The sequence below is a fragment of the Lentzea rhizosphaerae genome (genome assembly GCF_042649515.1).
In the GTDB taxonomy this organism is placed as follows: domain Bacteria; phylum Actinomycetota; class Actinomycetes; order Mycobacteriales; family Pseudonocardiaceae; genus Lentzea; species Lentzea aerocolonigenes.
In genome coordinates this window covers 23,564-38,040 of record NZ_JBHRZI010000044.1, presented here as the reverse complement: position 1 = coordinate 38,040, position 14,477 = coordinate 23,564, and the positions used below count along the sequence as shown (strand labels likewise).

General features: G+C 68.6%; 9 protein-coding genes. 8 read left to right on the top strand and 1 reads right to left on the bottom strand.

The annotated features are described in order from the left end of the window. Positions 1-34 precede the first annotated feature (34 nt). Positions 35-1,312, bottom strand: coding sequence for a glycoside hydrolase family 6 protein (locus tag ACFOWZ_RS40930; RefSeq protein WP_382379365.1), 1,278 nt, complete (start codon positions 1,310-1,312; stop codon positions 35-37). Between the two features lie 679 nt (positions 1,313-1,991). Here ACFOWZ_RS40930 and ACFOWZ_RS40925 point away from each other — a divergent pair. The 8 genes from ACFOWZ_RS40925 (at position 1,992) to ACFOWZ_RS40890 (ending at position 14,413) form a co-directional block, all read left to right on the top strand. Further along, positions 1,992-3,380 (top strand): endo-1,4-beta-xylanase, encoded by a 1,389-nt coding sequence (locus ACFOWZ_RS40925; protein WP_382379364.1) that lies wholly within the window; start codon positions 1,992-1,994, stop codon positions 3,378-3,380. A gap of 83 nt (positions 3,381-3,463) precedes the next feature. Beyond that, positions 3,464-4,831 carry a glycoside hydrolase family 43 protein gene (locus ACFOWZ_RS40920; RefSeq protein ID WP_382379363.1) on the top strand — a complete coding sequence of 456 codons (1,368 nt, stop codon included), beginning with the start codon at positions 3,464-3,466 and terminating at the stop codon, positions 4,829-4,831. Then, positions 4,807-6,153: an extracellular catalytic domain type 1 short-chain-length polyhydroxyalkanoate depolymerase gene (locus ACFOWZ_RS40915; RefSeq protein ID WP_382379362.1), complete on the top strand. Its 1,347-nt coding sequence runs from the start codon at positions 4,807-4,809 to the stop codon at positions 6,151-6,153. The genes ACFOWZ_RS40920 and ACFOWZ_RS40915 overlap by 25 nt, the downstream gene beginning before the upstream one ends. Then, positions 6,141-8,987, top strand: a complete 2,847-nt coding sequence (locus ACFOWZ_RS40910) for a glycosyl hydrolase family 95 catalytic domain-containing protein (RefSeq protein WP_382379361.1) — start codon at positions 6,141-6,143, stop codon at positions 8,985-8,987. Before ACFOWZ_RS40915 ends, ACFOWZ_RS40910 begins: the two co-directional genes overlap by 13 nt. Before the next feature lie 45 nt (positions 8,988-9,032). Beyond that, a complete protein-coding gene (locus tag ACFOWZ_RS40905; protein WP_382379360.1) occupies positions 9,033-10,331 on the top strand; it encodes a cellulose binding domain-containing protein in 1,299 nt (432 codons plus the stop codon). Positions 10,332-10,360: 29 nt separating this feature from the next. After that, positions 10,361-11,653, top strand: a complete 1,293-nt coding sequence (locus ACFOWZ_RS40900) for a ricin-type beta-trefoil lectin domain protein (RefSeq protein WP_382379359.1) — start codon at positions 10,361-10,363, stop codon at positions 11,651-11,653. 112 nt (positions 11,654-11,765) lie between these two features. Further along, positions 11,766-13,109, top strand: coding sequence for a ricin-type beta-trefoil lectin domain protein (locus ACFOWZ_RS40895; RefSeq protein ID WP_382379357.1), 1,344 nt, complete (start codon positions 11,766-11,768; stop codon positions 13,107-13,109). Next, positions 13,106-14,413 (top strand): ricin-type beta-trefoil lectin domain protein, encoded by a 1,308-nt coding sequence (locus ACFOWZ_RS40890; RefSeq protein ID WP_382379356.1) that lies wholly within the window; start codon positions 13,106-13,108, stop codon positions 14,411-14,413. The genes ACFOWZ_RS40895 and ACFOWZ_RS40890 overlap by 4 nt, the downstream gene beginning before the upstream one ends. Positions 14,414-14,477 lie beyond the last annotated feature (64 nt).

The window sequence follows — 14,477 nt, the reverse complement described above, 5'->3', positions numbered from 1 at the left end:
AAGTGGACAAAAGCGCCGTTCATCGAGTGCCTGGTCAGGAGCAGGCGGTGTTGTTCAGGGTCGGTGAGGCGAACGGTGGCGTGGAGCCGTTGTAGTTCGCGTTGTAGCCGATCGTGGTCTGGCCGCCGGACGGGATCGAGCCGTTGTAGTCCACGTTGGTGACCCTGACGACGTCACCGGTGTCGTTCCACGTCCCGCTCCAGCCGTTCGTGACGGTGACGCCAGGAGCCGAGAAGGCGAGGGCCCAGCCGTTGATCGCCGCGCCGCGGTTCTCGATCACGATCTCCGCGTTGTAGCCGCCCTGCCACCGGCTGAGCACGCGGTGGGTCACCCGGCAGCCGCCGCCGGGGTTGTTGTTCGTCGTGGTCGTCGTGGTCGTGGTCGTGGTGGTGGTCGGGCCCGCCGCCATCGCCAGCTCGTAGGCGCGTTGCGGCACGAACTGGCCGGCCGGTGCGATGCAGCCGTCCGACTCGCCGGGCAGCTTCACCCACAGGAAGGCGGCGATCTTCGAGTCACCGGTGTTCGTCGTGCTGGGCGTGCCGATCGCGCGTCCGGGCGGGTCGCACCACTCGCTGCCCTGCGGGCCGTTGCCGTTGCGGCTCGTGTCCACGACCGCCTGGAGGCGTCCGTCGCCCACGGCACTCAGCACGGACTTGGCGAAGTTCACCTCGTTGGCCGTGCGCTGGTAGTTCGACACGTTCGTCGAGATGCCGTCGGCGCTGTTGGAGATGTCCGCGCCGCGCAACCGGTTCGCGGCCTCCGCCGGAGCGAGCCAGGCGGAGTGCCCGATGTCGAAGTACACCTTCGCCTGCCCGGAACCGGACTTGAGCTTCTTGCCCGCGTAGGCGATGGACGCCTTCGTCTGGTTCTGCTGGTCCGCGCTCTGGCAGTTCGTCATCAACGGCAGCACGTCGGGCTCGAGCACGATCGTCGCGGGACGACCGGCGAGGCCCGCCGCCACCTCGTCCACCCAGGCCCGGTACGCCTGGTGGGACGGCGCCCCTCCACCGCTCGCACCCCCGCAGTCGCGGTTGGGGATGTTGTAGACCACCAGGATCGGGATCTTGCCCGCCGACGCCGCCGCGCCGACGAACGAGCTGACCTCCGAGCGGACCGACGAGGTGTTGGTGGTCGTGTACCACCGCGCCTGCGGCACCGAGGCGATCCGGTCGCGGATGACCGCCGCCCGCGAGTCACCGGGGTTGGCGGCCACCCACTTCGCGCTGGAGCTCGACGGGTCGACGTAGAACGCCGACTCCGCGGCGTGGACGGTCGTGCCGCCTCCCACGGCCAGGACGACGACACCGGCCACAAGAACACCGGCGCCCGCGCACGCGCCGGTCGCCCGCTTCCACCGTGACGTGGTGCTGTGGGGGTGAGAGGAATCCGGCGGGGAACCACGAGTCGGCTCAGGTGCGCCGGCGCAGGCCAGATCAGTTGCACTCATTCAGGTCCTCGCAGCGTCGTTGCTGATGCGGAACTAACACTTATGAGAGCGCTCTCACGCACGGGCCGCGGCAGCTCCGCGACCTGGGGAAAGCGAATTCAGGCTCGGGCAAATGTAACCACGACCCCCGGCACGGTCAATGCTAAAGCTGTTAGCTAGAACTTTAGCAGGTGTCGATTCGACGATTCGACGAATGCGATTCGATCGTGTGTTCCTGCGCTCCTGGGAGCGCTCCCGGAAGATTTGTACTCCGTTCAGCTCAATCTTTCCGCAAAAGCGCCGCCGAGTCCTTGTGAGCGTGAACACGGAGCTGTCACACTCCGAGACGGCGCACGTGGGTGAAGGAGACGGCAGTGAACATTCCCGGGCGCACGCGAGATTCCGGTGGCTACACCCGCAGGGCACCACACCTCGGGTGACAGCGAGGCGGCACCTTCAACGCACACACCGAGAAGCGGCACCGCCGCACCGGAGTCCACGTGTGAATCCGATCATCCCAGCCATCCCTCCCGGCATTCCCGGGCGTGTTTCGAAAGTGTGGAAGATGAAACTGACATCGAGGTCAGTGTCACTTGTCCCGATTGCTTCGACAGTGGCGGCGGCGACCATCACCGCATCGTTGATCCTGACCACCAACGCGAACGCGGCAACCACTCTCGGCGCTGCCGCGGAGCAGAGCGGCCGCTATTTCGGCACCGCGGTGTCCGCGAACAAGCTGGGCGACTCGACGTACGTCGGGATCCTGAACCGCGAGTTCAACATGGTCACGGCCGAGAACGAGATGAAGATCGACGCGACCGAGCCGAACCAGAACCAGTTCAGCTACGGCAACGCGGACCGGATCGTGAACCAGGCGCGCAACCAGGGCAAGCGGGTGCGCGGGCACACCCTCGCCTGGCACTCGCAGCAGCCCGGCTGGATGCAGAACATGTCCGGCACCGCGCTGCGCAACGCGATGCTCAACCACGTCACCAAGGTGGCGACCTACTACCGCGGCAAGATCTACGCCTGGGACGTGGTGAACGAGGCCTTCGCGGACGGCAGCAGCGGCGCGCGTCGCGACTCGAACCTCCAGCGCACCGGCAACGACTGGATCGAGGCCGCGTTCCGCGCGGCCCGTGCGGCCGACCCCGAGGCGAAGCTCTGCTACAACGACTACAACACCGACGACTGGTCGCACGCCAAGACCCAGGCCGTCTACCGGATGGTGCAGGACTTCAAGTCCCGCGGCGTCCCGATCGACTGCGTCGGTCTCCAGTCGCACTTCAACCCGCAGAGCCCGGTTCCCTCGAACTACCAGACGACCCTGCAGAACTTCGCCAACCTCGGCGTCGACGTGCAGATCACCGAGCTGGACATCGAGGGCTCCGGCAGCGCCCAGGCGTCGAACTACGACCGCGTGACGCGGGCCTGCCTCGCCGTGACGCGGTGTACCGGCATCACGACGTGGGGCATCCGCGACACCGACTCGTGGCGCTCTTCCGGCACCCCGTTGCTGTTCGACGGCGGCGGCAACAAGAAGGCCGCCTACACGTCCGTGCTGAACGCGCTGAACGCGGGCGGCCCCGGTCCGACGACCACCACCACGACCACGACCACCACCACGACGACGACCACGACGACCACCACCAACGGTCCTGGCCCCGGCGGCTGCACCGCGTCGGTGTCGCTGAACCAGTGGGGCGAGGGGTTCGTCGCCACGGTCAAGGTCACGGCCGGCTCGTCCGCGCTGCGCGGCTGGCAGGTCGCGACGACCCTGTCGTCCGGCACGGTCACCAACTCGTGGAGCGCGAACCGCAGCGGCAACAGCGGAGCGATCACCTGGTCCAACGTGGACTACAACGGTTCCGTGCAGGCCGGTCAGTCCACCGAGTTCGGCTTCCAGGGCACGGGTAGCGGGGCGAACCTCAACCCCTCCTGCACCGCGAACTGACTCCACCGCACCACAGACCGCAGGGCTGCTCCGCGGGAAGGACGGGCGCCGCGGAGCAGCCCTGCTCCCACCTGGAGACGATGATGGCCGAGAAACGCAGGTTCTGGACGAGAGTCGCACTCGCGGTGGGCGTGGTGCTCACGCTGGCCGCCCCGGCGCACGCCGACAACCCGATCGTGCAACACATCTACACCGCCGACCCGGCGCCGTTGGTCCACAACGGACGGGTCTACCTCTACACCGGGCACGACGAGGACGGCTCCACCTGGTTCACCATGAAGGAGTGGCGGGTCTGGTCGTCGGCCGACATGGTCAACTGGACCGACCACGGCTCCCCCATGAACCTGTCCACGTTCAGCTGGGCGAAGCAGGACGCGTGGGCGGGTCAGGCCATCGAGCGCAACGGCAAGTTCTACTGGTACGTCCCGGTCGTCACGAAGGCCACGGGGCGCCCGGCCATCGGTGTCGGCGTGTCCGACAGCCCCACCGGCCCGTTCCGCGACGCCCTCGGCCGGCCTCTGGTGGAGAACGGCGAGATCGACCCGACGGTCATGATCGACGACAACGGTCAGGCGTACCTGTACTGGGGCAACCCCAACCTCTCGTACGTCCGGCTCAACACCGACATGATCTCGTATTCGGGCGGCATCACCCGGATCCCGCTGACCACTGCCGGGTTCGGCACGCGCACCGGTGACCCGAACCGCCCGACCCTCTACGAGGAGGGTCCCTGGGTCTACAAGCGCAACGGCCTGTACTACAACGTCTTCGCGGCGAAGTGCTGCTCGGAGTTCATCGCCTACTCCACCTCGCCCGGCCCCACCGGACCGTGGACCTACCGCGGCACCGTGATGCCCACGCAGGGCAGCAGCTTCACGAACCACGCCGGCATCATCGACTTCAAGGGCAGCTCGTACTTCTTCTACCACAACGGTGCGTTGCAGGGCGGTGGCGGCTTCACCCGCTCCGTCGCGGTGGAGAAGTTCAGCTACAACGCCGACGGCACCATCCCCACGATCAACATGACCACGGCGGGACCGCCGGCGGCCGACACGCTCAACCCCTACGTCCGGCAGGAGGCCGAGACCATCGCCTGGGGCAGCGGTATCGAGACCGAGGCGGCCAGCGAAGGCGGCATGAACGTCGGCTTCATCAACAACGGTGACCACATCAAGGTGAAGAACGTTGCTTTCGGCGGCGGGGCAACGACCTTCTCCGCACGGGTGGCGTCCACCGTCGCGGGAAGCTCCGTCGAGGTCCGCACCGGCGGCCCCAACGGTGCTCTCGCCGGCCGCTGCACGGTGCCCAACACCGGCGGCTGGCAGAACTGGACCACGGTGTCGTGCGCGGTGAGCGGTCTGACCGGAACCCAGGACCTCTACCTGAGGTTCAGCGGTGGCAGCGGTTATCTGCTCAACATGAACTGGTGGCAGTTCGGCGGTGCGCGATGACCGCCAGGGCCGACCAGGACGGTCTGCGCATCGCCGCGCTCGTCGCGGCCGCGCTGCTGCTGATCGCCGCGGTCGCACTCTCGCTGGTGCCGCAGCCCGCGGTGGCCGCGTCGCTGGCGCGGGTCACGAACTTCGGCACCAACCCCACCAACCTGAACATGTACGTCTACGTGCCCGACAGGGTCGCACCGCGACCGGCGCTGCTGGTGATGGTGCACTACTGCACGGGTTCCGCGAGCGCCGTCCACAACGGCAACGGACGCGACTACGTGACCGCGGCGGACCGGTACGGGTACGTGATCGTCTACCCGGAGGCGACGCGGGACGGTCGCTGCTTCGACGTGTCCACCGCGAACGCGTTGCGCCGCAACGGCGGCAGCGACTCCACCGGGATCATGTCGATGGTGTCGTACGCGCGTCAGCGCTACAACGTGGACCCGGCACGCATCGTCGTCTCGGGTTTCTCGTCCGGCGCGATGATGACCAACGTCCTGGCCGCCGAGTACCCGGACGTGTTCAGCGCGGGTGCGGCGTTCTCCGGTGTCCCGGCGGGCTGCTTCGCGACGACGAACGGGTCGTTGTGGAACAGCCAGTGCTCGGGCGGGAACCTGCTGAAGACCCCGCAGCAGTGGGGTGACCAGGCCAGGGCGATGTACCCCGGCTACACCGGCCGCTACCCGCGGATGCAGCTGTGGCACGGCACGAACGACACCACGCTGGCGTACCCGAACTTCGGTGAGGAGCTCGACCAGTGGACCAACCTGCACGGGGTGAGCAGGACGCCGTCGTCCACCGACCAGCCGAAGCAGAACTGGACGCGCACCCGGTACGGCACGGGCGTCGAGGGCGTCAGCATCCAGGGCGTCGGCCACGACCTGCCGATGGCGGGCATGCTCGCCTACTCGATCGCGTTCCTCGGCCTGGACAGCAACCCGCCCACCACAACGACAACAACCACGACCACCACGACGACGACCACCACCACCACAACCACGCCGGTGCCGTCTGACGGGTGCAAGGTCGCCGCTTCGGTCAACCCCTGGAACACGGGCCTGACCGAGACGATCACCATCACCAACACGTCGAGCACCGCGGTGAACGGGTGGCAGCTGCAGTTCACGCTGCCCGGCGGACAGGCCATCACGGGCGGCTGGAGCGCCACCTACTCCCCCGCCACCGGCCAGGTGACGGCGCGCAACGTCGACTACAACGCCCAGATCCCGCCGAACGGTTCGGTGTCGATCGGTTTCCAGGCCACCCACACCGGCGACACCGCAGCCGCCGGCGAGTTCACGCTGAACGGACTGTCATGTCAGAACTGAACCGGCGGCAGCTCATGAAGCTCGGCGCGGGCGTCGTGCTCACGCAGGCGGGCTGGACCGCGATGCCCAGCGCGAACGCGGCGGACGTGCGAGCGGCCAACGACCTCTCGCTGTGGTACACCGGTCCGGCGGGGTCCGACTGGTTGCGCGCGCTGCCTGTCGGCAACGGCAGGCTGGGCGCGATGGTGTTCGGCAACACCGACACCGAACGCCTCCAGCTCAACGAGGACACGCTCTGGGCGGGCGGCCCGCACGACTACAGCAACCCGCGCGGTGCGGGCGCCCTGGCCCAGATCAGGCAGCTCGTGTTCTCGAACCAGTGGACGCAGGCGCAGACGCTGATCGACCAGACGATGCTCGGCAGCCCGGCCGGGCAGATGGCCTACCAGCCCGTCGGCGATCTCCGGCTGGCTCTGCCGTCCGCCACCGTCTCGGGATACCAGCGGTCGCTCGACCTCACGACGGCGACCGCGGTCGTGACCTACACGGCGAACAACGTGCGGTACCGGCGCGAGGTCTTCGCGAGCGCGCCGGACCAGGTGATCGTGATGCGGCTGACCGCGGAAACGCCGGGCTCGATCTCGTTCACGGCGTCGTTCAGCACTCCGCAGCGAGCGTCCGCGTCCACTGTGGACGGCACGACCATCCAGCTCGACGGCGTTTCCGGCACCCACCGCGGCGTCGCGGGCGCGGTCCGGTTCGCCGCACTGGCCAAAGCCGTGACGGAAGGCGGCACCACCACGAGCTCGGGCGGAACCCTGCGCGTCGCGAACGCCAACGCGGTGACGCTGCTGATCTCCATCGCCACGAGCTACGTCGACTTCCGCACGGTCAACGGCGACCACCTGGGCATCGCCCGCGGTCGCCTCAATGCCGCGCAGGGTGTCCCCTACGACACCCTGCGCGGCCGTCACGTCGCCGACTACCAGGCCTTGTTCGGCAGGGTCACGCTCGACCTCGGCCGGACGGCGGCGGCCGACCAGCCGACCGACGTCCGGATCACCCGGCACGCGAGCACGAACGACCCGCAGTTCTCCGTGCTGCTGTTCCAGTACGGCAGGTACCTGCTGATCTCCTCGTCCCGGCCGGGTTCGCAACCGGCGAACCTGCAGGGCATCTGGAACGACCAGATGAGCCCGTCGTGGGACTCGAAGTTCACCATCAACGCCAACCTGCCGATGAACTACTGGCCCGCGGACACCACCAACCTCGGCGAGTGCTTCCAGCCGGTGTTCCGCATGGTCAACGACCTCACGGTCACCGGCGCCCGCACGGCCCAGGTGCAGTACAACGCGCGCGGCTGGGTCACCCACCACAACACCGACGCCTGGCGCGGTTCCTCGGTCGTGGACTTCGCGGCGGCCGGCATGTGGCAGACCGGTGGCGCGTGGCTCTCGACGCTGATCTGGGACCACTACCTGTTCACCGGCGACGTGGCCTTCCTGCGCACGTACTACCCGGCGCTGAAGGGGTGCGTGCAGTTCTTCCTCGACACCCTCGTCACGGAGCCGAGCCTCGGTTTCCTCGTCACCAACCCGTCGAACTCGCCGGAGCTCAACCACCACGCGAACGCCAGCGTGTGCGCCGGGCCGACGATGGACATGCAGATCCTCCGCGACCTGTTCGACGGCTGCGCCTCCGCGTCGGAGGTCCTCGGTGTCGACGCCGACTTCCGCACCCAGGTGCGGGCGGCCCGGCAACGGCTCGCCCCGACGAAGGTCGGCTCGCGGGGCAACGTGATGGAGTGGCTGTACGACTGGGTGGAGACCGAACGCGAGCACCGGCACGTGTCGCACCTCTACGGCCTGCACCCGAGCAACCAGATCACCAAACGCGGCACTCCCCAGCTGCACGCCGCGGCCCGCAGGACGCTCGAGCTGCGCGGTGACGCGGGCACGGGGTGGTCGCTGGCCTGGAAAATCAACTTCTGGGCCCGGCTGGAGGAGGGTGCCAGGGCGCACGACCTGCTGCGGTCGCTGGTGACGACCCAGCGCCTCGCGCCCAACATGTTCGACCTGCACCCGCCGTTCCAGATCGACGGCAACTTCGGCGCGACGTCCGGCATCACGGAAATGCTGCTGCACAGCCACAACGGCGAGCTCCACGTGCTGCCGGCGCTGCCACCGGCCTGGCCCGCGGGCAGTGTCACCGGTCTGCGCGGACGCGGCGGCCACACCGTCGGCGCGACCTGGGGTGCCGACGGTGCGGTCACGCTGTCGGTCACGCCCGACCGCGACGGCACCGTCCGCATCAGGAACCGGATCTTCACCGGCACGTTCGAGCTGCAGGACACGACGACCGGCACCGCGGTCCAGCCGACGAAGCCCGAGCCCGACGTCGTGACGTTCGCGGTCCAAAGTGGACACGTCTACCGCGCGTCCGGCAAGGGAACCGGATCCGAGCCGATCGTGCGGCCGGGCGTGTACTACCGGCTCGTCGCGCGGCACAGCGGGAAGTACGCCGACATCAGCGGCGTGTCCACCGCACCGGGCGCGGTGCTTCAGCAGTGGTCCCAGACCACCGGGCTCAACCAGCAGTTCGACTTCCTCGACTCCGGTGGCGGCTTCTACCGGATCCGGGCCAGGCACAGCGGTCTCGTGCTCCAGGTCGCGAGCTCGAGCACCGGCGCCGACATCACCCAGCAGGCCGACACCGGCGCGACGAACCAGCAGTGGCGCGTGGTCGACCAGGGCGGCGGCGTGATCAGCCTGCTCAACCGGCAGAGCGGCCTGGCCATGGACGTCTGGCAGGCCTCGGCCGCCGACGGTGCCCGCGTCTCCCAGTGGACCCAGAGCGGAGCCGAGAACCAGCGCTTCCAAGTCCAACCAGTCTGACCACCGAAGGGACAACGATGTTCCACCAGCACGAGGGACCCTGCCATGTCCCGGCATAGAATCGTGATCGCTCTCGCCGCCGCCAGCGCCGTGGTCTTCCTCGGCGCGGCGGGCATCGCACTCGGCGGCACCACCCCCGGCCACGTCACCGCGGCGGCGGGAACGGCGGGGTGCGGCAAGGCACCCGCGCTGAACAGCGGCCAGCACACCATCAACAGCGGTGGGCAGAACCGCTCGTACATCCTGCGGCTGCCCCCGAGCTACGACAACAACCGGCAGTACCGGTTGTTCGTCGGCCTGCACTGGCTCGGCGGCACGATGAACGACGTCGACTCCGGCGGCGCAGACGGCTACAACTGGTCGTACTACGGACTGCGCAGGCTCTCCGACGCCGCCAACAACAGCACGATCTTCGTCGCGCCCCAGGGCAACAGCAACGGCTGGGCCAACCCCAACGGCCAGGACCTCACGTTCATCGACGACCTGGTCCGGCTGCTCGACAACAGCCTGTGCGTCGACACGGCCCAACGTTTCGCCGGCGGCTTCAGCTACGGCGGCGGCATGTCCAACGCGATCGCCTGCGCACGGGCCAACGTGTTCCGCGCGGTCGTGGTCTACTCCGGCGCACAGCTCAGCGGGTGCAGCGGCGGTACCCAGCCCATCGCGTACATGGGCATCCACGGCATCAGCGACAACGTGCTCAACATCAGCCAGGGCCGCAGCCTGCGCGACCGGTTCGTGCGCAACAACGGCTGCACAGCCCAGAACCCGCGCGAACCGAGCGCGGGCAGCCGGACCCACGTCGTCACGGCCTACAGCGGTTGCCGGGACGGCTATCCCGTGGTGTGGGCGGCGTTCGACGGCGGTCACACTCCGGCACCCGTCGACGGCGGCGGCGACGGGTGGCGGACCTGGACGTCCGGCGAGGCGTGGAAGTTCATCACCCAGTTCACGGGTGGCACCGACCCGACCTCCACAACGACGACCACCACCACCACCACCACGACGACGAACCCGCCCGGTGATGCGGAGTGCCGGGTCAGCGACAAGATCAACGCCTGGAACACCGGGCTGACGTCGGAGATCACCATCACGAACACCGGCACCGCACCGATCAACGGGTGGTCGCTGGTCTTCACCCTGCCCGGCGGGCAGACCATCACGGGCGGCTGGAGCGCCACCTACTCCCCCACGTCGGGTCAGGTGACGGCGAAGAACGTCAACTACAACCCCGACATCGCGCCCAACGCCTCGATCAGCATCGGCTTCCAGGCCACCCACACCGGCAACGCCGCGGCACCAACGTCGTTCGCCCTCAACGGCAAGACGTGCGCAGTCGCCTGACCACGACCACAGGGAGTGCGAACAAACCCATGCAACGGAACACCATTCAACGAGCGTGGTCGCTGGTCGCGGCCGTCACGCTGGCCTTCGCCGGCGTCAGCGTCGCCGCGGCCGAAACACCCGCGGCCGAATCGCCCGCGGTCCTCGCCGGGACCGCGGGCTGCGGCAAGGCACCGACACTGCGCAACGGCAACCAGACCATCCAGAGCAACGGCAAGAACCGCTCGTTCATCCTCAGCATCCCCGACAACTACGACAACACCCGCCAGTACCGGCTGGTCTTCGGCTTCCACTGGTGGGGCGGCACCGCGGACCAGGTGGCGGGCGGCGGCAGCGACGGCGCCGTCTACGCCCACTACGGCCTGAAGCAGCTGTCGAACAACTCGGCGATCTTCGTGGCGCCGCAGGGCATCGGCAACGGCTGGGCGAACTCCGGCGGTGAGGACGTCACGTTCGTCGACGACATGCTCCGCCGGATCGAGAACGACCTCTGCGTGGACACCGCGCAACGGTTCTCGCTCGGCTTCAGCTACGGCGGTGCCATGAGCATCTCGCTCGCGTGTTCCCGCCCGACCGTGTTCCGCGCCATCGCGGCCATCGCGTCACCGGGCGAGATCAGCGGTTGCGCCGGCGGCACCGCGCCCGTGGCCTACATGGGCATCCACGGCATCAACGACAACATCGGCTCGGGCCGCGGCCAGCGCGACCGGTGGGTGCGCAACAACGGCTGCACGCCCCAGAACGCCCCCGAACCGGGACCGAACAGCCGCACCCACATCACCACCTACTACTCAGGCTGCAGGACCGGCTATCCGGTGGTCTGGGCACCGTTCGACGGTGGCCACCAGCAGGGACCGGTGGACGGCTGTGCGGGCTGCGAGAGCGGTGCGCGCAGCTGGGTGAAGACCGAGGTGTGGAAGTTCTTCACCGGTGACACGCCGCCGGCGCCGACGACGTTCCGGCTGCGCGGCGAGGCGTCTTCACGGTGCCTCGACGTCAACGGAGCGGGCACGGCCAACGGCACGCAGATGATCACCTGGGACTGCCACACCAACGCCAACCAGCAGTTCACCCAGAACGGCCAGACCCTCCAGGTCACCGGCAAGTGCCTGGACGCGCCCAACAACGCCGCCTCCGGCGCCAGGGTCCAGATCTGGGACTGCAACGGCGGCGCCAACCAGGGGTGGACCATCACCACCACCGGCACGATCACCAGCGTCCAAACAGGACTGTGCCTCACCTCGGGCGGTACCGCCAACGGCGCTGCCGTGACGGTGGCGACCTGCCAGGGCGGCACCAACCAGCGCTGGGCGAAGGCCTAGCTCGAAGACGGGTGAGGGCGGTCTCCAGCAGCGGGGGCCGCCCTCACCACTCCGCCGCCAGTGTGATGAACGAAGGGGACAACGATGTTCCACCAGCACAAGGAGCCCTGCCATGTCCCGGCATAGGATCGTGATCGCCCTGGCCGCGGCCAGTGCCGTGGTCTTCCTCGGCGCGGCCGGAATCGCGCTCGGCGGCACCACACCCGACGGTCACGTCGGCACCAGCGCGGCCACGCCGGGCTGCGGCAAGGCACCCGCACTGAACAGCGGCCAGCACACCATCAACAGCGGTGGGCAGAACCGCTCCTACATCCTGAGGCTGCCCCCGAGCTACGACAACAACCGCCAGTACCGGTTGTTCATCGGACTGCACTGGCGCGGCGGCACCGCCAACGACGTCGACTCCGGCGGAACCGACGGCTACAACTGGTCGTACTACGGGCTCCGGAGGCTGTCCGACGCCGCGAACAACAGCACGATCTTCGTCGCTCCCCAGGGCAACGGCAACGGCTGGGCCAACCCCGGTGGGCAGGACCTGACGTTCATCGACGACCTCACCCGCCTGCTCGACAACAGCCTGTGCATCGACACCACGCAACGCTTCGCCGGCGGCTTCAGCTACGGCGGCGGCATGTCGTACTCCATCGCCTGTTCCCGCGCCAACGTGTTCCGCGCCGTCGTCGTGTACTCCGGTGCCGAGCTCAGCGGCTGCAGCGGCGGCACCCAGCCCATCGGCTACATGGGCATCCACGGCATCAGCGACAACGTGCTCGGCATCGGGCTCGGGCGCGGGCTGCGCGACCGGTTCGTCCGCAACAACGGCTGCACAGCCCAGAACGCACCCGAACCGGGCCCGGGCAGCCGTACGCACATCATCACCAACTACAGCGGCTGCCGCTCCGGCTACCCGGTCGTCTGGGCGGCCTTCGACGGCGGGCACACCCCCGGCCCGATCGACTCCGGTGGAGACGGCTGGCGCACCTGGACGTCCGGCGAGGCGTGGAAGTTCATCACCCAGTTCGCTCCCGGCGGCGGCCCGACGACCACCACCACCACGACCACCACCACGACACCTCCGAACCCGACGACGTTCCGGCTGCGCGGCGAGGCGTCCGGCCGTTGCCTCGACGTCACCGGAGCCGCCGGCGCCAACGGCACCCAGCTGATCACCTGGGACTGCCACACCAACGCCAACCAGCAGTTCACGCAGAACGGCCAGGCCCTCCAGGTCCTCGGCAAGTGCCTGGACGCACCCAACAACGCCGGCTCCGGCACCAGGGTCCAGATCTGGGACTGCCACGGCGGCGCCAACCAGAGCTGGAACGTCACGACCAGCGGCACGATCACGAGCGTCCAAACAGGACTCTGCCTCACCTCCACCGGCACGGCCAACAACGCGTCCGTGACGGTGGCGACCTGCCAGGGCGGCGCCAACCAGCGCTGGGTGAAGGCGTGACCACGCGACTGAACGGCACACCTCGCAGGACGGCGTGGCTGGTCGCGGCGGCCACCGCGGCACTCGTGTTCTCGGGTGTCAGCGCCGCCAACGCCAGTGCGCCACCGGTCACCGCGGGCCAGGCCACGCAGGCAGCCACTCCCGGCTGCGGCAAGGCTCCCACCCTGCGCAACGGCAAGCTGACGATCCAGAGCGGCGGCAAGAGCCGGTCGTTCATCCTCAGCGTCCCCGACAACTACGACAACACCCGCCAGTACCGGCTGGTCTTCGGTTTCCACTGGTACGGCGGCACGGCCGAGCAGGTGGCGGGTGGTGGCAGCGACGGCGACGTCTACGCCCACTACGGCCTGCGGCGGCTGGCCAACAACTCGACGATCTTCGTCGCACCGCAGGGTCTCAACAACGGCTGGGCGAACTCCGGCGGTGAGGACGTCCGGTTCGTCGACGACATGATCAGCCGCATCGGCGGTGACCTCTGCGTCGACACGGCCCAGGTCTTCGCGCTGGGCTTCAGCTACGGCGCCGGGATGAGCGTCGCGCTCGCCTGCGCCCGCCCGACGGTCTTCCGCGCCATCGTCTCCATCGCGGGCGGGGAGATCAGCGGGTGCGCGGGCGGCACCGCACCCGTGGCGTTCATGGGCATCCACGGCCTCGGCGACAACATCGCCGGTGGGCGTGCCCTGCGGGACAGGTGGGTCCGCAACAACGGCTGCACGCCGCAGAACGCCCCCGAACCAGCGCGGGGCAGCAACACGCACATCACCACCTACTACTCGGGGTGCAAGACCGGCTATCCGGTGGTCTGGGCACCGTTCGACGGTGGCCACCAGCAAGGACCGGTGGACGGCTGCGCAGGGTGCGAAAGCGGAGCGCGCAGCTGGGTCAAGACCGAGGTGTGGAAGTTCTTCACCGGCGAAACACCTCCTGTCCCGACCACGTTCCGGCTGCGCGGCGAGGCGTCCTCACGGTGCCTCGACGTCAACGGAGCGGGCACGGCCAACGGCACGCAGATGATCACCTGGGACTGCCACACCAACGCCAACCAGCAGTTCACCCAGAACGGCCAGACCCTCCAGGTCACCGGCAAGTGCCTCGACGCGCCCAACAACGCCGCCTCCGGCGCCAGGGTCCAGATCTGGGACTGCAACGGCGGCGCCAACCAGGGGTGGACCATCACCACCACCGGCACGATCACCAGCGTCCAAACAGGACTCTGCCTGACGTCCGGTGGAACTGGTAACGGCGCCGCCGTCACCGTGGCGACCTGCCAGGGCGGCACCAACCAGCGCTGGGCCAAGGCCTAGTTTTTTTCATGAACGGCGCATTTGTCCACCTCAGGTGAACGAATGCGCCGTTCATCGAACCACC

What these genes read in the sequence shown, in the direction of transcription:
- ACFOWZ_RS40925 (WP_382379364.1), top strand. Translation starts at nt 1,992, where the DNA reads ATGAAACTGACATCGAGGTCAGTGTCACTTGTCCCGATTGCTTCGACA.
- ACFOWZ_RS40920 (WP_382379363.1), top strand. Translation starts at nt 3,464, where the DNA reads ATGGCCGAGAAACGCAGGTTCTGGACGAGAGTCGCACTCGCGGTGGGC.
- ACFOWZ_RS40910 (WP_382379361.1), top strand. Translation starts at nt 6,141, where the DNA reads ATGTCAGAACTGAACCGGCGGCAGCTCATGAAGCTCGGCGCGGGCGTC.
- ACFOWZ_RS40905 (WP_382379360.1), top strand. Translation starts at nt 9,033, where the DNA reads ATGTCCCGGCATAGAATCGTGATCGCTCTCGCCGCCGCCAGCGCCGTG.
- ACFOWZ_RS40900 (WP_382379359.1), top strand. Translation starts at nt 10,361, where the DNA reads ATGCAACGGAACACCATTCAACGAGCGTGGTCGCTGGTCGCGGCCGTC.
- ACFOWZ_RS40895 (WP_382379357.1), top strand. Translation starts at nt 11,766, where the DNA reads ATGTCCCGGCATAGGATCGTGATCGCCCTGGCCGCGGCCAGTGCCGTG.